Here is a 17,949-nt window from a genome sequence, read left to right on the forward strand (position 1 = left end):
CCCGGATAAGGGAGATATGATGAAGCAGGCATTACGTGTAGCATTTGGTTTTTTAATGCTGTGGGCAGCAGTACTGCACGCAGAAGTACGTATCGAGATCACCCAGGGGGTGGATTCGGCACGACCAATCGGTGTTGTTCCGTTCCAGTGGGCCGGTCCTGGCGCTGCGCCTGAAGATGCCGGTGGCATCGTTGCGGCTGACCTGCGTAACAGCGGTAAATTCAACCCATTAGATCGTTCTCGTCTGCCTCAGCAGCCGGGCAGCGCGCAGGAAGTACAGCCTGCTGCATGGTCTGCACTCGGTATTGATGCTGTCGTTGTTGGTCAGGTTACACCTAACCCGGACGGCTCTTACAACGTTGCCTGGCAGCTGGTTGATACCGGCGGTGCACCGGGTACCGTTCTGGCACAGAACTCTTACAAGGTCACTAAACAGTACCTGCGCTACGCGGCACACGCTGCCAGCGATGCGGTATTTGAAAAACTGACCGGCATTAAAGGTGCGTTCCGTACCCGTATTGCTTATGTGGTACAGACCAATGGCGGTCAGTTCCCGTATGAGCTGCGCGTATCTGACTACGATGGTTACAATCAGTTCCTGGTGAAACGTTCTTCTCAGCCGCTGATGTCTCCAGCCTGGTCTCCGGACGGTTCTAAACTGGCTTATGTTACCTTCGAAAGCGGTCGTTCAGCGCTGGTTATCCAGACGCTGGCTAACGGTGCTGTTCGCCAGGTTGCGTCGTTCCCTCGTCACAACGGTGCGCCTTCGTTCTCTCCGGACGGTACCAAACTGGCGTTTGCGCTCTCTAAAACCGGTAGCCTGAACCTGTACGTGATGGACATTGGCTCTGGTCAAATTCGCCAGGTGACCGATGGTCGTAGCAACAACACCGAACCGTCCTGGTTCCCGGACAGCCAGAACCTGGCATTTACGTCTGACCAGGCAGGTCGTCCACAAATCTATAAAGTGAACGTCAACGGCGGTGCTCCACAGCGTATTACCTGGGAAGGTTCGCAGAACCAAAACGCAGATGTGAGCAGCGACGGTAAATTTATGGTAATGGTCAGCTCCAACGGTGGGCAGCAGCACATTGCCAAACAAGATCTGGTAGCGGGTGGCGTTCAAGTTCTGTCGTCAACGTTCCTGGATGAAACGCCAAGTCTGGCACCTAACGGCACTATGGTAATCTACAGCTCTTCTCAGGGGATGGGATCTGTGCTGAATCTGGTTTCTACAGATGGGCGTTTCAAAGCGCGTATTCCGGCAACTGATGGACAGGTAAAATCACCTGCCTGGTCGCCGTATCTGTAAATAATAATTAATTGATTACTAAAGGAATCATAGAAATGCAACTGAACAAAGTGCTGAAGGGGCTGATGATCGCTCTGCCTGTAATGGCAATCGCAGCGTGTTCTTCTAACAAGAATGCAAGCAATGACCAGAGCGGCGAAGGCATGATGGGTGCCGGTACCGGTATGGACGCGAATGGCAATGGCAACATGTCTTCTGAAGAGCAAGCGCGTCTTCAGATGCAGCAGCTGCAGCAGAACAACATCGTTTACTTCGATCTGGATAAATACGACATCCGTTCTGACTTCGCTGCGATGCTGGATGCTCACGCTAACTTCCTGCGTAGCAACCCGTCTTACAAAGTCACCGTAGAAGGTCACGCGGACGAACGTGGTACTCCAGAGTACAACATCTCCCTGGGTGAACGTCGTGCTAACGCCGTTAAAATGTACCTGCAGGGTAAAGGCGTTTCTGCTGACCAGATCTCCATCGTTTCTTACGGTAAAGAAAAACCTGCAGTACTGGGTCACGACGAAGCGGCTTACTCCAAAAACCGTCGTGCCGTACTGGTTTACTAAGAGAATTGCATGAGCAGTAACTTCAGACATCATCTGTTGAGTCTGTCGTTACTGGTTGGAATAGCGGCCCCCTGGGCCGCTTTTGCTCAGGCACCAATCAGTAGTGTCGGCTCAGGCTCGGTAGAAGACCGGGTCACTCAACTCGAGCGTATTTCTAACGCTCACAGTCAGCTTTTAACCCAACTCCAGCAACAACTTTCCGACAACCAAAACGATATTGACTCTCTCCGTGGTCAGATTCAGGAAAGCCAGTATCAGCTTAACCAGGTTGTGGAACGTCAGAAGCAAATCTTGCTGCAGATGGATAGCCTCAGCAGCGGTGGCGCAGCTGCGCAGCCAGCAGCAGGCGATCAGAGCGGTGCGGCGACGTCGCCCCCTGCTCCTGCGGCAGATGCTTCGGCCTCGACGGGAGCGCCTGTTCAGAGCGGTGACGCGAATACGGACTACAACGCGGCCATTGCCCTGGTACAGGATCAATCTCGTCAGGATGACGCTATCGCTGCGTTTCAGAACTTTGTGAAGAAATACCCTGATTCTACTTATCTGCCCAATGCAAATTATTGGCTCGGTCAGCTGAATTACAACAAGGGTAAAAAGGACGATGCGGCGTTTTATTTTGCCTCAGTGGTGAAAAATTACCCGAAATCGCCAAAAGCGCCTGATGCGATGTTTAAAGTCGGCGTCATCATGCAGGACAAAGGTGACACTGCGAAAGCGAAAGCGGTTTATCAGCAGGTGGTTGCTAAATTCCCTGGCACCGAAGGTGCGAAGCAGGCGCAAAAACGTCTGAATTCGATGGGATGATTATCGCATGACCAGAAATCGCGTTATTTCTGGTCGTGCAGCATGATTCGTAAGCAGTTAAGTGATCTTCATCGAAATTTTTGTTGCGCTGAATTCTTAAATCAGTAATATATGCCGCCGTTGCCACGGGATATCAAACAACGTGAAAACAGCGTAAAAGTGGGTCGTTAGCTCAGTTGGTAGAGCAGTTGACTTTTAATCAATTGGTCGCAGGTTCGAATCCTGCACGACCCACCACTTAAAGCAGTTCCGGTAGTACAGAGTGGGTGATTAGCTCAGTTGGTAGAGCATCTCCTTTACACGGAGGGGGTCGGCGGTTCGAGCCCGTCATCACCCACCACTCCGGGTCGTTAGCTCAGTTGGTAGAGCAGTTGACTTTTAATCAATTGGTCGCAGGTTCGAATCCTGCACGACCCACCAATTTTAATGTCTTACTCAGATGTTAAACGTGAAGGATAACGTTGCAACAGCAACAGCCCGTAGGGCGAGGCGAAGCCGAGTCATCCTGCACGACCCACCAGGTTATTGGTATGAGTAAAAATTCAGGCAACACCCAAGCGGGTCGTTAGCTCAGTTGGTAGAGCAGTTGACTTTTAATCAATTGGTCGCAGGTTCGAATCCTGCACGACCCACCAGCCTGAATAGATTTGCAGTACATCCCGCAAGGGGTCGTTAGCTCAGTTGGTAGAGCAGTTGACTTTTAATCAATTGGTCGCAGGTTCGAATCCTGCACGACCCACCAATGTAAAAAAGCGCCCTAAAGGCGCTTTTTTGCTATCTGTATTCCGCATATTTTGACCTTGCAGGTCGGCTCCGGCGAAGTCGCCATCTGATGCGTGCTACGCGCACCTATTTCCGGTGACTTTTTCTCGCAAATTCGCTATCTTGTTTAGTATACAAAACACATTTGCCGTCCGTTTTGCTATGTTATGCAAAAGAAAGGCAATAATGTTAAGCCAGTAAAACGAGAAGCCATAATGAGCGTGATGTTTGATCCAGAAGCCGCAATCTATCCCTTCCCGCCAAAGCCTGTCCCGCTGAGTCAGGATGAGAAGCAGTTTTACCGTGAGAAGATCAAACGACTTCTCAAAGAGCGAGATGCAGTGATGGTTGCACATTACTACACCGACCCGGAAATCCAGCAACTGGCGGAAGAGACCGGGGGCTGCATCTCTGACTCTCTGGAGATGGCACGCTTTGGTGCCAGACATCCTGCTTCCACGTTACTGGTCGCAGGCGTTCGCTTTATGGGTGAAACCGCAAAGATTCTCAGCCCTGAAAAAACCATTCTGATGCCAACGCTACATGCGGAGTGTTCACTCGACCTCGGCTGTCCGATTGATGCGTTCTCGGCCTTCTGCGACGCCCATCCGGACCGTACCGTGGTGGTCTATGCCAATACCTCTGCCGCAGTGAAAGCGCGGGCAGACTGGGTCGTGACGTCAAGCATCGCCGTTGAACTGATTGAGCATCTGGACAGCCTGGGCGAGAAAATCATCTGGGCGCCTGACCGCCATCTCGGCAATTACGTGCAGAAGCAGACCGGCGCTGACGTGCTTTGCTGGCAGGGTGCCTGTATTGTTCATGATGAATTTAAGACGCAGGCGCTCTCGCGCATGAAGGCGATTTACCCGCACGCAGCGATCCTTGTTCACCCGGAATCACCGCAGTCCATTGTCGACATGGCGGATGCCGTGGGATCCACAAGCCAGCTTATCAATGCTGCCAGGACGCTGCCGCACAAGCAGCTCATCGTGGCAACCGACCGCGGTATCTTCTATAAGATGCAGCAGGCCGTGCCTGAGAAAGAGCTGCTTGAAGCACCAACGGCGGGCGAGGGGGCGACGTGTCGTAGCTGCGCGCACTGCCCGTGGATGGCGATGAACGGCCTGAAAGCTATTGCTGAGGGCCTGGAGAAAGGCGGAGCAGCGCATGAAATCCATGTGGATGCTGCTCTGCGTGAAGGTGCGTTAATTCCGCTTAACCGCATGCTGGATTTTGCGGCTACACTACGTACTTAATTCAATACGCCCTGGGGAAAAGATGGATTTTTTTAGCACACAGAACATTCTGGTTCATATACCGATTGGTGCAGGTGGCTATGACCTGTCATGGATTGAGGCCGTGGGTACGCTGGCTGGGTTATTGTGTATCTGGCTGGCAAGCCTGGAGAAGATCAGCAACTACGCGTTCGGGTTAATTAACGTTACGCTCTTTGCGATTATCTTCTTCCAGATCCAGCTGTACGCCAGCCTGCTTTTGCAGTTGTTCTTCTTTGCGGCGAACATTTACGGTTGGTACGCGTGGTCGCGGCAGAACAGCCAGCAGGAGGCGGAACTGCAAATCCGCTGGCTGCCCTTACCGAAAGCCATCGCCTGGTTTGTCGCCTGCGTTGTCGCCATTGGTTTAATGACCGTCTATATCAACCCGGTGTTTGCATTCCTGACCCGTGTCGCGGTGTCGGTAATGTCTGGCCTCGGGCTGAATGTCGCTATGCCATCACTCCAGCCGGATGCTTTCCCGTTCTGGGACTCCTGCATGATGGTGCTGTCGATTGCTGCGATGATCCTGATGACCCGTAAATACGTTGAGAACTGGCTGCTCTGGGTCGTCATTAACGTCATTAGCGTGGTTATTTTTGCACTTCAGGGCGTCTATGCGATGTCGCTGGAGTATCTGCTGCTGACCTTCATTGCCCTGAACGGGAGCCGGATGTGGATTAACAGCGCGCGTGAGCGAGGCTCTCGCGCGCTTTCGAACTAATGATGGTGATGATGTGAATGGCCGGACTGCGCCTCGTTCAGGTGGCAGTCCGGGCCGTTACAGGGCTGGTACTCCATCTGGATGGTGGCGTGGCCAATCTCATAGTGATGTTCGAGAAAGTGCTGGATGCGCTCAAGCAGGCCATCATGGTCATGGGTAGGGATCACCTGGACGTGCAATGTCATGACGGGTTTCTCACCCACCAGCCAGACGTGAACATGATGCACATTGCGCACCTCGGGCACGGAACGACGCAGGTTGCGTTTAAGCTCGGCAATGTCCACGGATGCCGGCGCCCCTTCAAGCAGTTCATTCACGCTCTCCTTCAGCAGCCGCCAGGCACTGCGCAATACCAGACACGATACCAGCACGGACAGAATCGGGTCGACGGGCGTCCAGCCGGTATAAAGGATCACCAGCGCGGCCACAATAGCGCCGACGGAACCCAGTAAATCGCCCATAACATGCAGAGCCGCAGCGCGCACGTTGAGGTTCTTTTCCCCGCTGCCGCGATGCAAGATCCAGAACGCCAGAAGATTCGCCAGCAGACCTGCTACGGCGATAACCATCATTGTCGCTCCGGCGACCGGCTGAGGGTGACGAAAGCGCTGTATGGCTTCCCAGACGATAAGAAGGGTGATAACCACCAGAGCAATAGCGTTAACAAACGCCGCCAGAGTGGTTAGCCGCAGCCAGCCAAAGGTATGACGCGCGTTAGGCGGACGACGGGCAAACTGCACGGCCAACAGAGCGAAGAGCAGGGCGGCGGCATCGGTAAGCATATGTCCGGCATCCGCCAGAAGCGCCAGAGAGCCGGAAACCAGGCCACCAATGACCTCGATAACCATAAACGTTGCCGTGACGCCGAAGGCCAGCATAAGGCGTTTAGCGTTGTCATCGCCAGGAGACGGGGTGTGTGAATGCGTGTGCGCCATATCAGCTTTCCTTTTTGTTATTGTTTTTAGTGTAGCGTTTTTAATGGCTTACTCCAAAAAGAAAGGAGAGCCAGAGCTCTCCTTTTACGTTTACATCCGTCACGGATTATTGGGTTGTGCCATCCGTTTTGGTATTGGCATCGTCGCCCACTTTGTCATTCGAATTCGGACACTTACCGTCTTTGCACATGGTGTTCTTATGCATCTCATCGGTACTCATCGTGTCATGATTCATGGTGCCTGAGCCGCTACTGTCCGGATGCAACATCGTGCCTCCGGTATTGGTGTTCCCGGTATTGATCTGGCTGTTATCGACATTATTCGGGGCGATATTCTGTTTTGCATCAGGGGCGACCTGACCCGCCGCCGCCGCGGCATTTGCATCACCGTTGTTATCTGTTGAGCCCGTCTCAGCGGCAAGGACGCTGCCGCTTGCCAGGGTAAGGGAGGCTGTGAGGAAGAGGGTTGCCAGTTTCGTCATTTTCATCTTGGTGCTCCTGTTCTTGTCGTTACGCTGGATAACATTTTCCAACAGTGCATCTTTTTCAGAGGCGAAAGATTCCGTCATACGGACTTACGTCAGTATGGAATCGCGTTTAATCAAACAAAAGTGGTTGTTACAGTTAAAAAGCTTAGGTTAGATCTCGTTTTTCGCTATTTTGTGGCGATTTTTAGGTGAATTCCAGGAATTATCTGCGTGAAGTGTAAAACCGTGTTTACACTTTCTGGTCGGCAAGTTAGATTGAAAGGATTGCTTTCATTACTAAAGATATGGCAGAGCTGGAAAGAAAATGAATTATCAGAACGACGATTTACGTATTAAAGAGATCAATGAGTTATTACCTCCTGTAGCACTCCTTGAGAAATTCCCCGCCACTGAAAATGCCGCAAACACGGTGTCTCATGCTCGTAAAGCGATCCATAAGATCCTGAAAGGTAATGACGATCGTCTTCTGGTGGTGATTGGCCCTTGCTCAATTCACGATCCTGCTGCGGCCAAAGAGTACGCAGCAAGATTGCTCCAGCTTCGCGAAGAACTGCAAGGCGAGCTGGAAATTGTCATGCGTGTTTACTTTGAAAAGCCGCGTACGACCGTTGGCTGGAAAGGGCTCATTAACGACCCGCATATGGATAACAGTTTCCAGATCAACGACGGTCTGCGTATTGCGCGCAAACTGCTGCTGGAGATCAACGACAGCGGTTTGCCGGCTGCCGGTGAGTTCCTCGACATGATTACGCCGCAATATCTGGCGGATCTGATGAGCTGGGGCGCAATCGGTGCGCGTACTACAGAATCTCAGGTTCACCGCGAACTGGCGTCAGGTCTCTCGTGTCCGGTTGGTTTTAAAAACGGTACCGATGGCACCATTAAGGTGGCAATTGACGCCATCAATGCCGCTGGGGCACCGCACTGCTTCCTGTCCGTCACCAAATGGGGTCACTCCGCCATTGTGAATACCAGCGGTAACGGTGACTGTCATATTATTCTGCGTGGCGGTAAAGAGCCGAACTACAGCGCAAAACATGTCGCAGACGTGAAGGTCGGGCTGGAAAAAGCGGGTCTGCCACAACAGGTGATGATCGACTTCAGCCATGCCAACTCCAGCAAGCAGTTTAAAAAGCAGATGGAAGTCGGCGCCGATGTTTGTCAGCAGATTGCCGGCGGTGAGAACGCGATTATTGGCGTGATGATCGAAAGCCATCTGGTGGAAGGTAACCAGAATCTGGAAGGCAGCGAGCCGCTGGTCTACGGTAAGAGCGTCACGGACGCCTGCATCGGCTGGGACGATACGGATGCGCTTCTGCGTCAGCTGGCGAATGCGGTAAAAGCGCGTCGCGGCTGAGTTTCAGGAGCCAAATAAAAAAGCGTGGATTGCTCCACGCTTTTTTTATGTCCAGCGAAAATTATTTCGCTTTACCCTGGTTCGCTACAGCCGCGGCTTTTGCAGCGATCTCATCAGCGTTGCCCAGATAGTAATGTTTGATTGGTTTGAAGTTTTCGTCGAACTCATACACCAGCGGAACGCCAGTTGGGATGTTCAGTTCGAGGATCTCGTCTTCACCCATGTTGTCCAGGTATTTCACCAGCGCGCGCAGGGAGTTACCGTGAGCTGCGATGATCACGCGCTCGCCGCTTTTCAGGCGTGGCAGAATGGTTTCGTTCCAGTAAGGCACAACGCGGTCGATGGTCAGCGCCAGGCTCTCGGTCGTTGGCAGCTCAGCATCCGTCAGTTTCGCGTAACGCGGGTCGTGGCCCGGGTAGCGCTCGTCATCTTTGGTCAGCTCTGGTGGGGTTACCGCGAAGCCGCGACGCCACTGTTTAACCTGCTCGTCACCGTATTTTTCAGCGGTTTCCGCTTTGTTCAGACCCTGCAGCGCACCGTAGTGACGCTCGTTCAGTTTCCAGGATTTCTCAACCGGCAGCCAGGCCTGATCCAGTTCGTCCAGAACGTTCCACAGTGTATGGATGGCACGTTTCAGCACAGAGGTGTAAGCAAAATCAAAGCTGAAGCCTTCAGCCTTCAGCAGTTTACCTGCTGCTTTTGCTTCGCTTACGCCTTTTTCTGACAGATCAACGTCGTACCAACCGGTAAAGCGGTTTTCGTTGTTCCACTGGCTTTCGCCATGACGCACCAGGACCAGCTTAGTTACAGCCATATCGTACTCCTCATAAGCTTTATTGAATGATAACAATTCTCATTATATTGCCGTGACAGTGCCAGCAGCAACGCTTAACCCTAACCATAGCGAAAATAGTCTCTGAGTGTAAGATGCTTGTGAATCCAGGGTTATGATTTTGTCTGCGATCGGCGCTATTTTCAGCAAGACGGAGAGAAAAAGCCCTCCGCCAGGAGGGCTGGGAATTATGAATGCGGGATGAAATGATATTCTGTCACGCTAACGTACTCTTCACCCGGGCGCAGCACACAGTCCGGCTGTGGCCATTCTGGATGGTTCGGGCTGTCCGGCAGGAACTCGCTTTCCAGCGCCAGACCTTGCCAGTCGCTGTACTCTTCATGTTCGCGTGCCGTGGTACCGCCAAGGTAGTTGCCTGAATAGAATTGCAGGGCAGGGGCCGTGGTGTAGACCGTCATCTGCAGTTTTTCATCCGCAGACCAGACCTGTGCGGCAGGCTGAGTCACATCGCCTTTCGCCTGCAGCAGGAACGCGTGGTCATAGCCTTTTACCTTGCGCTGATCGTCATCGCTCAGGAAATCCTGCGCGATGGTTTTTCCGCTGCGGAAATCAAAGCTGGTACCGCTGACGGCCTTGAGTCCCTGAAACGGGATCCCCATTTCATCCACCGGCAGATAGGCATCGGCCAGGATCTGGAGCGTGTGATTACGCACGTCGCACTGGTTGCCGTCCAGGTTGAAATAAGCGTGGTTGGTCAGATTGACCGGGCACGGCTTATCAACTTTCGCGCGATATTCAATGGCGATACGGTTATCGTCAGCCAGCGTGAAATGCGCGAACGCGGTGAGGTTACCGGGGAATCCCTGGTCACCGTCACGCGAGTCAAGTGAGAACAGCACTTCGCGGTCGTTTTGCTGAACGATTTTCCAGCGGCGCTTATCGAACCCTTCAGGTCCACCGTGTAACTGATTTTCGCCCTGACTGGAAAGCAACGAGTAACGCTCGCCATCAAGTTCGAAAGCGCTTTTCGCGATGCGGTTAGCATAACGGCCGACAGACGCGCCAAGATAGGCGGACTGATTGACATACTGCTCAGGCGACGCGCAGCCAAGCAGGGTTTCACGTACGCTGCCATCAGGCATTGGTACGCGAGCGGATAGCAAAGTGGCACCCCAGTCCATTAACGTAACCACCATTCCTGCGCTGTTGCGCAGGGTTAACAGGCGATACGGCAGGCCATCCGGGGCAAGGGTTGGCGTTTCGTTTAGCACTGTCCTGCTCCTTGTGATGCTTTACACACGTAGAAAGTTTCTTTAATACCTGTTTTCGCTTCGTACTGTTTTTCCACCGCCTGCTGGACGGCAGGGACGAGCTCTTCCGGCATCAGGGCAACAATGCAGCCACCGAAGCCGCCGCCGGTCATACGCACGCCGCCTTTATCGCCAATCGTGGCTTTGACGATGTCCACCAGGGTATCGATTTGCGGAACGGTGATTTCAAAATCATCGCGCATGGAGGCGTGAGATTCTGCCATCAGTTCACCCATACGTTTCAGGTCACCTTTCGCCAGCGCGGACGCCGCTTCAACGGTACGGGCATTTTCCGTCAGCACATGACGAACGCGTTTCGCCACTACCGGATCCAGTTCGTGCGCCACTTTATTGAATTCGTTGAGCGAAACGTCACGCAGTGCAGGTTGCTGGAAGAAACGTGCGCCGGTCTCACACTGCTCGCGGCGGGTGTTGTACTCGCTGCCCACCAGCGTGCGTTTAAAGTTGCTGTTAATAATTACCACAGCTGCGCCTTTTGGCAAGGGAACGGCTTTGGTACCCAGAGAGCGGCAGTCGATAAGCAAGGCATGCTCTTTTTTACCCAGCGCAGAGATCAGCTGGTCCATGATGCCGCAGTTACAGCCCACAAACTGGTTTTCCGCTTCCTGACCATTCAGGGCGATTTGTGCCCCGTCCAGTGGCAGATGATAAAGCTGCTGGAAGACGGTACCCACGGCGACTTCCAGCGACGCGGACGAGCTTAACCCGGCGCCCTGAGGCACGTTTCCGCTGATGACCAGATCAGCGCCGCCCACGTTTTTATTACGTTTCTGCAGGTGTTTTACCACGCCGCGCACGTAGTTAGACCATTGCTGGCTGTCGTGGGTAACGATGGGTGCATCGAGGGAAAACTCATCCGTCTCATTGTTGTAATCCGCTGCAATAACGCGGACTTTGCGGTCATCGCGCTTAGCGCAGCTAATGACCGTCTGGTAATCAATGGCGCACGGCAGAACGAAACCATCGTTATAGTCGGTATGTTCACCAATCAGGTTCACGCGGCCAGGCGCCTGAATGACATGGGTGGCAGGGTAGCCAAATTTCTCAGCAAACAGGGATTGTGTTTTATCTTTCAGACTCATTTTTTAGACTCCTGATTCGCGATAATGGACGTCACTCACAGCCCGCAGGCGTTCTGCAGCCTGTTCTGCCGTCAGGTCACGCTGGGTTTCTGCCAGCATTTCATAGCCCACCATGAATTTACGTACCGTCGCAGAGCGCAGCAGCGGCGGATAGAAATGGGCATGCAACTGCCAGTGTTGATTCTCTTCACCGTTAAACGGAGCGCCATGCCAGCCCATTGAGTACGGGAAGGAGCACTGGAACAGGTTGTCATAACGGCTGGTCAGTTTCTTCAGTGCCAGGGCGAGGTCATCGCGCTGGGCGTCGCTCAGATCGGTGATGCGCAGAACCTGTGCTTTTGGCAGAAGCAGCGTCTCAAATGGCCATGCTGCCCAGTAAGGTACGACGGCCAGCCAATGCTCGGTTTCCACCACCGTTCGGCTGCCATCGGCCAGTTCACGACGGGTGTAATCCACCAGCATCGGCGATCCATTTTCCGCGAAATAGGCTTTTTGCAGACGGTCTTCACGCTCGGCTTCGTTTGGCAGGAAACTGTTGGCCCAGATCTGACCGTGCGGGTGCGGGTTAGAGCAGCCCATTGCCGCGCCTTTGTTTTCGAACACTTGTACCCACGGGTAGGTCTGGCCCAGTTCAGCAGTTTGCGTCTGCCAGGTGCTGACGACCTCTTTCAGCGCGTCAACACTCAGCTCCGGCAGCGTTTTGCTGTGGTCGGGCGAGAAACAGATAACACGGCTGGTGCCGCGCGCGCTTTCACAGCGCATCAGCGGGTCCTGGCTATCCGGCGCGTCGGGCGTGTCGGTCATCAGGGCGGCAAAATCGTTGGTGAAAACGAAGGTGCCTTTGTAGTCCGGGTTTTTATCGCCCGTCACACGCGTGTTGCCCGGACACAGGAAGCAGTCCGGGTCGTGCTGCGGAAGCGTCTGTTTTGCAGGCGTCTCTTGCGCCCCCTGCCAGGGGCGCTTGGCGCGATGCGGAGAAACCAAAATCCATTGCCCGCTTAGCGGGTTAAAACGACGATGCGGATGATCGACGGGATTGAACGAAGTCATGACGGATCCTTAGTCCGGATAACCTTGTGGATGGCGAGACTGCCAGTGCCAGGTATCCTGTGCCATTTCATCAAGCGTGCGGGTGACACGCCAGTTAAGCTCTTTATCGGCTTTGGAGGCATCGGCCCAGTAAGCCGGGAGGTCGCCTTCACGGCGCGGTGCGAAGTGATAATTCACAGGCTTACCGCAGGCCTTACTGAAGGCATTCACGACGTCCAGCACGCTGCTGCCGATCCCGGCGCCGAGGTTGTAAATATGCACGCCTGGCTTATCGGCCAGCTGCTGCATTGCTGCCACGTGGCCGTCGGCCAGATCCATGACGTGGATATAATCACGCACACCGGTACCGTCTTCGGTTGGATAATCATTACCGAAAATAGCCAGAGACTCACGGCGGCCAACGGCCACCTGGGCGATGTACGGCATCAGGTTATTCGGGATGCCCTGTGGATCTTCACCCATATCGCCTGACGGATGGGCGCCAACCGGGTTGAAGTAGCGCAGCAAGGCGATGCTCCATTCAGGCTGTGCTTTTTGCAGATCGGTGAGGATCTGCTCCACCATCAGTTTGCTTTTGCCATACGGGCTTTGCGGCGTGCCGGTCGGGAAGCTTTCAACGTAAGGGATTTTTGGCTGATCGCCGTAGACGGTTGCGGAAGAGCTGAAGATAAAGTTTTTGACGTTCGCTGCGCGCATGGCGGAGATCAAACGCAGGGTACCGTTGACGTTGTTGTCGTAATACTCCAGCGGTTTCGCGACGGATTCACCCACCGCTTTCAGGCCGGCGAAATGGATCACCGTCTCAATGGCATGGTCGTGAAGGATCTCGGTCATCAACGCTTCATTGCGGATGTCGCCTTCCACGAAGGTCGGTTGTTTACCGCCAAGACGTTCAATCACAGGCAGCACGCTGCGCTTACTATTGCACAGGTTGTCGAGGATGATGACATCATGACCGTTTTGCAGCAGCTGCACGCAGGTATGACTACCAATGTAACCGCTACCACCTGTTACCAGAACTCGCATATTTCGCTCCATTGGGCTTATGGTATGTAATAACCATAGCATAACAGAGACGCGAAAAGTGTGACATGGGATAAAATAGTGGAATCGTTTACACTGCTTTTAAAATCCGTTTTTTGGCGGCAATGCGACATTGTAGATCAAAGGGATAGGGAAGTCTTTGTGCAGGTTATCCGAAAAAACGGAGGGGCAGAGCCCTCCGGGGTTAATCGATTTTGCTCAGCAGGTACTGATAGCGTTCACCGTCGGGCACAAACTCGAGGCGATGCGTAATGCAGGACGGGGCATCTTCGGCATGATGGGAAACGAACAGCAGCTGCGTTTCACCTTCGCTAATCAGGACATCCACAAAACGGCGGATCAGCTGGCGGTTTAATGGGTCCAGCCCCTGTAGCGGTTCGTCGAGGATCAGAAGGGTCGGGTGTTTCACCAGCGCGCGAACGATCAGCGCCAGACGCTGCTGTCCCCACGAAAGGCTATGAAACGGCGCGTCAGCGACCCGGTTATCCATCCCCAGAATATCCAGCCACTGCTGGGCCAGCTTATGCTGTTTGTCCGAGACCGCCTGATAAATGCCGATGGAATCAAAATACCCGGACAGGATCACATTGCGCACCGTGGTGCTGACCCGGTAATCCAGATGCAGGCTGCTACTGACATAGCCGATATGCTTTTTAATATCCCAGATCGTTTCACCGCTTCCGCGGCGGCGGCCAAACAGGGTGAGATCGTTACTGTAGCCCTGAGGGTGATCGCCGGTGATCAGGCTCAGCAGCGTTGATTTTCCCGCGCCGTTGGGGCCAACAATTTGCCAGTGTTCACCCGGGTTGACCGTCCAGCTGAGATGATTAAGGATCGGTCGATCGTCATATGCTACCACGCCATCACGCAGCACGATGCGCGGCTGGTGGGGATCTAACGCGTGGCGGGCAGAAGGTGCGTCCGGTTCCGGCAGCGTGATGCCGTCCAGGTTTTCACTGTGCGCCAGCTGGGCAATTAACGCCTGCTTAAGTAACGCCGATTTTTCGCCGGTTTCGGTAAGGTTGCAGTCAGCGAGCACGCCGGCGTTCTGAATAAACTCAGGAATTTCATCAAAACGGTTAAGCACCAGTACCAGCGTATAGCCCAGCTGGTTAAGCGAGCCGAGCAGGGTGGCCAGCTGTGCACGGGACTGCACGTCGAGACCGTCGAACGGTTCATCCAGAATCAACAGTTCCGGCTCGCTCATCAGCGCCTGACACAGCAGCGTTTTTCGGGTTTCACCGGTCGAGAGGTATTTAAAGCGCCGGTTCAGCAGGGAGGTGATGCCAAACTGTTCTGCCAGATACGCACAACGGGCAGGATTGTTGACCTCATCCTGAATAATGTCTGCCGTTGTGCGGCCCGTATCCTCTTCGCCCGGGCTGAGTAAATCGGTGTTATTGCGCTGCCATTCATCGCTCACCAGCTTTTGCAGCTGTTCAAATGACAGGCGCGTCAGGCGCGTAAAGTTACACTGGTATTCCCCTTTAAGGTGCGCGAGCTCTCCGCTCAGCGCACGGGCCAGCGCTGATTTCCCGCTTCCGTTTGTACCGACAAACGCCCAGCTTTCACCGGCGCGTATTGTTAAATCAGAAATCGTCAGCGTTCGGGTGTCGCTAAGACGAAACGTGCCTTGCGAAATATGCAATGATGACATGACTTATCCCATTTTTTGCAGCAACAGATGTCAGGGATACTCACTGTCGACACGCTTGTCAATGTGCTCAGCACAATGTGGCAATAATCACCCGGTCTGCGTTGAAATATGCGGTCACCACAGCACCTTCTTCTAATTCTGCGGCGTCGCTGAGGGGAAGGGTTGCGCAGAGTTCTTGCCCGTCCGGCAGGGTCATCAGAACTTCACACTGCTCTTCACCGCGTTCAACGTGGCGGATGGCACCGCGTAGCTGGTTATCAGCGGCTTTTGCTTTTTCGGCATCGGCAGTGATATTCACCCATGGCGCTTTCAGTAACACCAGCACCTCTTTACCTTCATTCAGCGCCAGTCGGTCTGCGCTTTGTGCGGTAATCGCGGCTTTCAGACGGGTTGTTCCATCGGCAAGCAGGATCTCAATATGACGCTGCACCTGGGCGTTATCGCCCGCCATCACCGTACCAAACCACTGGTTACGGGCGCTGGTTTGCAGCGAAAAGCGGGAAATGGCAGCCAGCAGGCTGTCCAGCGGGAGATTATCGTCGTCACTTAGCACATCAAACGCTTTTTGCTGGATCTGCGCCAGCAGATCATACAGCTGAACCAGGCGCTGGCCGTAACGTGTCAGGATCGCACCTCCACCGCCTTTGCCGCCCGTGGCCCGGTCAACCAGCGTTTGCTCGCTCAGGGTGTTCATGTCGTTGATGGCATCCCAGGCGCTTTTATAGCTAATGCCAGCGTTCTTAGCCCCCTGGCTTATTGAACCGGTTTGTTCTATTTGTTTAAGCAGGGCGATACGTCGCGGATCGGCGAAAAGCTTCTGCTGTAGTCGTAGAGTGAGGAGAATTTCGGCCTGCATAACACTGTCCTGGCAAAAAGTGCATTGTGACCCAAATGGCGAAGGTCGCAAAGGGCACCGCACAAAAGGGGATGTTTTTCTCACTTTTCAGGGTAGAATAAGCCATTCACAATATCTGGAGAAAACCATGTTGGAATTGTTGAAAAGTCTGGTATTCGCCGTGATCATGGTACCAGTAGTGATGGCCGTTATCCTCGGTGCCATCTACGGCCTGGGTGAAGTGTTCAACGTATTTTCGAACATTGGTCACAGAGACCAGGCTAAAAAGCAGCATTAATTTCCCCCCGAAACGCCCGGCTTGCCCGGGCGTTTTGCTCTCAAGTATTTCCCTTTCTCGCCGATATTATTTAAAGCATCAGCTTGCTGTACCCCTTGAGCGGTACGATTTAACGCTGGGATCTCCCCGGAGTTACCGTTATATTAGTGTGTATATAACGATACTCACAGGAGCTACAAATGGCACGTACATGGGTACGCCTTTTCGCAGGGGCAACGCTGACACTTTCGCTGAGCGGACACGCGCTGGCTGATGAGGGTAAAATTACCGTCTTTGCGGCGGCGTCGTTGACCAACGCGATGCAGGATATTGCGACAGCGTATAAAAAAGAGAAGAACGTCGAGGTGGTCTCCTCTTTTGCTTCTTCATCGACGCTGGCACGTCAGATTGAAGCGGGAGCGCCGGCCGATCTGTTCATTTCTGCAGACCAGAAGTGGATGGATTACGCGGCTGAAAAGAAATCGATTGATGCGACAACCCGCGAAACATTGCTGGGGAATAGCCTCGTCGTGGTGGCGCCGAAAGCCAGTCAGCAAGGCGAAATCACTATCAACAACGAGACCCCCTGGACCCGGTTGCTGAACGGAGGACGCCTGGCCGTTGGCGATCCGGAGCATGTACCGGCGGGGATCTACGCCAAAGAAGCATTGCAAAAACTGGGTGCCTGGGAGACGTTATCGCCCACACTGGCTCCGGCTGAAGATGTGCGCGGTGCTCTGGCGCTGGTTGAACGTAATGAAGCGCCGTTGGGGATAGTCTACGGGTCGGACGCCGTCGCCAGTAAAGGGGTGAAAGTGGTTGGTACGTTCCCGGAAGACTCCCACAAGAAAGTGGAATATCCTGTTGCGATTGTTGATGGACATAAAAATGCGACCGTGACGGCCTTCAGCGAATACCTGAAGGGACCCGAAGCGTCCGCAATCTTTAAACGTTACGGATTTACGACTCACTAATGATATTGACCGATCCCGAATGGCAGGCTGTCCTGCTGAGCCTGAAAGTCTCTTCCCTGGCGGTTACGCTGAGTTTGCCCTTTGGGATCTTCTTTGCCTGGTTACTGGTTCGCTGTAAGTTTCCCGGCAAAGCCCTGCTGGATAGCGTTCTTCATCTTCCCCTCGTGTTGCCACCGGTGGTGGTTGGCTACCTGCTGCTGGTGTCGATGGGGCGGCGCGGTTTTATTGGCGAATGGTTATATGACTGGTTTGAGCTGACGTTTGCGTTTAGCTGGCGAGGGGCGGTACTGGCGGCGGCGGTGATGTCATTCCCGCTGATGGTGAGGGCCATTCGCCTGGCGCTGGAAGGGGTTGATATCAAACTGGAACAGGCTGCCCGCACGCTGGGTGCCGGGCGCTGGCGCGTCTTTTTCACCATCACGCTCCCGCTTACGCTGCCGGGCATTATTGTCGGCACGGTACTGGCGTTCGCCCGCTCGCTGGGTGAGTTTGGTGCCACGATTACCTTTGTGTCGAATATCCCCGGTGAGACGCGAACGATCCCGTCAGCAATGTACACCCTGATCCAGACGCCGGGTGGAGAAGGTGCCGCGGCGCGGCTGTGCATCATCTCAATTGTGCTGGCGCTGGTCTCGCTGCTGGTTTCGGAATGGCTGGCGCGACTCAGTCGCGAGCGGATGGGGAAATAGTC

Annotated in this window: 18 protein-coding genes and 5 tRNA genes; 14 read left to right on the forward strand and 9 right to left on the reverse strand. The window is 53.9% G+C overall.

What is annotated here, in order from left to right; genetic code table 11:
• The first annotated feature begins 19 nt into the window (after positions 1–19).
• From tolB to pnuC, 10 genes are all read left to right on the forward strand, one after another.
• Positions 20–1,312, forward strand: a complete 1,293-nt coding sequence (gene tolB, locus AM379_RS14645; protein WP_025204648.1) for a Tol-Pal system beta propeller repeat protein TolB — start codon at positions 20–22, stop codon at positions 1,310–1,312.
• A gap of 35 nt (positions 1,313–1,347) precedes the next feature.
• Entirely contained in the window at positions 1,348–1,869 is a 522-nt protein-coding gene (gene pal / locus AM379_RS14650) for a peptidoglycan-associated lipoprotein Pal (protein WP_003858578.1), read from the forward strand.
• A 9-nt stretch (positions 1,870–1,878) separates the two neighbouring features.
• Complete coding sequence (cpoB, locus tag AM379_RS14655; RefSeq protein ID WP_032677703.1) at positions 1,879–2,673, forward strand: cell division protein CpoB; 795 nt, start codon at positions 1,879–1,881, stop codon at positions 2,671–2,673.
• 161 nt (positions 2,674–2,834) lie between these two features.
• Positions 2,835–2,910: transfer RNA gene (locus tag AM379_RS14660), tRNA-Lys, on the forward strand.
• A gap of 27 nt (positions 2,911–2,937) precedes the next feature.
• Positions 2,938–3,013 (forward strand) — tRNA-Val (locus tag AM379_RS14665).
• Positions 3,014–3,017: 4 nt separating this feature from the next.
• Positions 3,018–3,093 (forward strand) — tRNA-Lys (locus AM379_RS14670).
• 139 nt (positions 3,094–3,232) lie between these two features.
• Positions 3,233–3,308: transfer RNA gene (locus AM379_RS14675), tRNA-Lys, on the forward strand.
• A gap of 31 nt (positions 3,309–3,339) precedes the next feature.
• Positions 3,340–3,415 (forward strand) — tRNA-Lys (locus AM379_RS14680).
• Positions 3,416–3,650: 235 nt separating this feature from the next.
• The gene (gene nadA / locus AM379_RS14685) at positions 3,651–4,694 is read left to right on the forward strand and encodes a quinolinate synthase NadA (RefSeq protein WP_106503841.1); all 1,044 of its coding nucleotides are present in this window, start codon (positions 3,651–3,653) and stop codon (positions 4,692–4,694) included.
• Between the two features lie 22 nt (positions 4,695–4,716).
• Positions 4,717–5,436 carry a nicotinamide riboside transporter PnuC gene (gene pnuC / locus AM379_RS14690; RefSeq protein WP_020884957.1) on the forward strand — a complete coding sequence of 240 codons (720 nt, stop codon included), beginning with the start codon at positions 4,717–4,719 and terminating at the stop codon, positions 5,434–5,436.
• Here the strand turns inward: pnuC and zitB are convergent.
• The gene (zitB, locus tag AM379_RS14695) at positions 5,433–6,371 is read right to left on the reverse strand and encodes a CDF family zinc transporter ZitB (protein WP_020884956.1); all 939 of its coding nucleotides are present in this window, start codon (positions 6,369–6,371) and stop codon (positions 5,433–5,435) included. The genes pnuC and zitB overlap by 4 nt on opposite strands.
• Positions 6,372–6,477: 106 nt before the next feature.
• Positions 6,478–6,858 carry a YbgS-like family protein gene (locus AM379_RS14700; protein WP_025204646.1) on the reverse strand — a complete coding sequence of 127 codons (381 nt, stop codon included), beginning with the start codon at positions 6,856–6,858 and terminating at the stop codon, positions 6,478–6,480.
• 304 nt (positions 6,859–7,162) lie between these two features.
• Here AM379_RS14700 and aroG point away from each other — a divergent pair, with 304 nt between their 5' ends.
• Positions 7,163–8,215 carry a 3-deoxy-7-phosphoheptulonate synthase AroG gene (aroG, locus tag AM379_RS14705; RefSeq protein ID WP_014169194.1) on the forward strand — a complete coding sequence of 351 codons (1,053 nt, stop codon included), beginning with the start codon at positions 7,163–7,165 and terminating at the stop codon, positions 8,213–8,215.
• Positions 8,216–8,276: 61 nt separating this feature from the next.
• Here aroG and gpmA read toward each other — a convergent pair whose 3' ends face one another.
• From gpmA to modE, 7 genes are all read right to left on the reverse strand, one after another.
• The gene (gpmA, locus tag AM379_RS14710; protein WP_020884954.1) at positions 8,277–9,029 is read right to left on the reverse strand and encodes a 2,3-diphosphoglycerate-dependent phosphoglycerate mutase; all 753 of its coding nucleotides are present in this window, start codon (positions 9,027–9,029) and stop codon (positions 8,277–8,279) included.
• Positions 9,030–9,235: 206 nt separating this feature from the next.
• Positions 9,236–10,279, reverse strand: a complete 1,044-nt coding sequence (gene galM / locus AM379_RS14720; protein ID WP_032681402.1) for a galactose-1-epimerase — start codon at positions 10,277–10,279, stop codon at positions 9,236–9,238.
• Entirely contained in the window at positions 10,273–11,421 is a 1,149-nt protein-coding gene (galK, locus tag AM379_RS14725; protein WP_025204645.1) for a galactokinase, read from the reverse strand. The genes galM and galK overlap by 7 nt, the downstream gene beginning before the upstream one ends.
• A gap of 3 nt (positions 11,422–11,424) precedes the next feature.
• Positions 11,425–12,471, reverse strand: a complete 1,047-nt coding sequence (galT, locus tag AM379_RS14730; protein ID WP_014169198.1) for a galactose-1-phosphate uridylyltransferase — start codon at positions 12,469–12,471, stop codon at positions 11,425–11,427.
• A 9-nt stretch (positions 12,472–12,480) separates the two neighbouring features.
• Positions 12,481–13,497: a UDP-glucose 4-epimerase GalE gene (galE, locus tag AM379_RS14735; RefSeq protein WP_020884951.1), complete on the reverse strand. Its 1,017-nt coding sequence runs from the start codon at positions 13,495–13,497 to the stop codon at positions 12,481–12,483.
• A 202-nt stretch (positions 13,498–13,699) separates the two neighbouring features.
• Complete coding sequence (gene modF, locus AM379_RS14740; protein WP_106503842.1) at positions 13,700–15,172, reverse strand: molybdate ABC transporter ATP-binding protein ModF; 1,473 nt, start codon at positions 15,170–15,172, stop codon at positions 13,700–13,702.
• Between the two features lie 67 nt (positions 15,173–15,239).
• Positions 15,240–16,028, reverse strand: coding sequence for a molybdenum-dependent transcriptional regulator (gene modE, locus AM379_RS14745; RefSeq protein ID WP_025204643.1), 789 nt, complete (start codon positions 16,026–16,028; stop codon positions 15,240–15,242).
• 127 nt (positions 16,029–16,155) lie between these two features.
• On the opposite strand from modE, the gene AM379_RS14750 reads away from it, so the two are divergent.
• The 3 genes from AM379_RS14750 (at position 16,156) to modB (ending at position 17,947) form a co-directional block, all read left to right on the forward strand.
• A complete protein-coding gene (locus AM379_RS14750; RefSeq protein WP_020884948.1) occupies positions 16,156–16,305 on the forward strand; it encodes an AcrZ family multidrug efflux pump-associated protein in 150 nt (49 codons plus the stop codon).
• A 179-nt stretch (positions 16,306–16,484) separates the two neighbouring features.
• Positions 16,485–17,258 (forward strand): molybdate ABC transporter substrate-binding protein, encoded by a 774-nt coding sequence (gene modA, locus AM379_RS14755; protein WP_063925289.1) that lies wholly within the window; start codon positions 16,485–16,487, stop codon positions 17,256–17,258.
• The gene (gene modB, locus AM379_RS14760) at positions 17,258–17,947 is read left to right on the forward strand and encodes a molybdate ABC transporter permease subunit (protein WP_106503843.1); all 690 of its coding nucleotides are present in this window, start codon (positions 17,258–17,260) and stop codon (positions 17,945–17,947) included. The genes modA and modB overlap by 1 nt, the downstream gene beginning before the upstream one ends.
• Positions 17,948–17,949: the final 2 nt, after the last annotated feature.

The sequence above is a fragment of the Enterobacter cloacae complex sp. FDA-CDC-AR_0132 genome, assembly GCF_003010695.1.
GTDB lineage: Bacteria > Pseudomonadota > Gammaproteobacteria > Enterobacterales > Enterobacteriaceae > Enterobacter > Enterobacter ludwigii.

Excerpts from the sequence above, each read along its gene's own strand:
- galK (WP_025204645.1), bottom strand. The coding sequence starts at position 11,421 with ATGAGTCTGAAAGATAAAACACAATCCCTGTTTGCTGAGAAATTTGGC.
- modE (WP_025204643.1), bottom strand. The coding sequence starts at position 16,028 with ATGCAGGCCGAAATTCTCCTCACTCTACGACTACAGCAGAAGCTTTTC.
- cpoB (WP_032677703.1), top strand. The coding sequence starts at position 1,879 with ATGAGCAGTAACTTCAGACATCATCTGTTGAGTCTGTCGTTACTGGTT.
- aroG (WP_014169194.1), top strand. The coding sequence starts at position 7,163 with ATGAATTATCAGAACGACGATTTACGTATTAAAGAGATCAATGAGTTA.
- AM379_RS14700 (WP_025204646.1), bottom strand. The coding sequence starts at position 6,858 with ATGAAAATGACGAAACTGGCAACCCTCTTCCTCACAGCCTCCCTTACC.
- modF (WP_106503842.1), bottom strand. The coding sequence starts at position 15,172 with ATGTCATCATTGCATATTTCGCAAGGCACGTTTCGTCTTAGCGACACC.
- galE (WP_020884951.1), bottom strand. The coding sequence starts at position 13,497 with ATGCGAGTTCTGGTAACAGGTGGTAGCGGTTACATTGGTAGTCATACC.
- tolB (WP_025204648.1), top strand. The coding sequence starts at position 20 with ATGAAGCAGGCATTACGTGTAGCATTTGGTTTTTTAATGCTGTGGGCA.
- galT (WP_014169198.1), bottom strand. The coding sequence starts at position 12,471 with ATGACTTCGTTCAATCCCGTCGATCATCCGCATCGTCGTTTTAACCCG.
- zitB (WP_020884956.1), bottom strand. The coding sequence starts at position 6,371 with ATGGCGCACACGCATTCACACACCCCGTCTCCTGGCGATGACAACGCT.
- pal (WP_003858578.1), top strand. The coding sequence starts at position 1,348 with ATGCAACTGAACAAAGTGCTGAAGGGGCTGATGATCGCTCTGCCTGTA.
- pnuC (WP_020884957.1), top strand. The coding sequence starts at position 4,717 with ATGGATTTTTTTAGCACACAGAACATTCTGGTTCATATACCGATTGGT.
- modA (WP_063925289.1), top strand. The coding sequence starts at position 16,485 with ATGGCACGTACATGGGTACGCCTTTTCGCAGGGGCAACGCTGACACTT.
- nadA (WP_106503841.1), top strand. The coding sequence starts at position 3,651 with ATGAGCGTGATGTTTGATCCAGAAGCCGCAATCTATCCCTTCCCGCCA.
- modB (WP_106503843.1), top strand. The coding sequence starts at position 17,258 with ATGATATTGACCGATCCCGAATGGCAGGCTGTCCTGCTGAGCCTGAAA.
- gpmA (WP_020884954.1), bottom strand. The coding sequence starts at position 9,029 with ATGGCTGTAACTAAGCTGGTCCTGGTGCGTCATGGCGAAAGCCAGTGG.
- AM379_RS14750 (WP_020884948.1), top strand. The coding sequence starts at position 16,156 with ATGTTGGAATTGTTGAAAAGTCTGGTATTCGCCGTGATCATGGTACCA.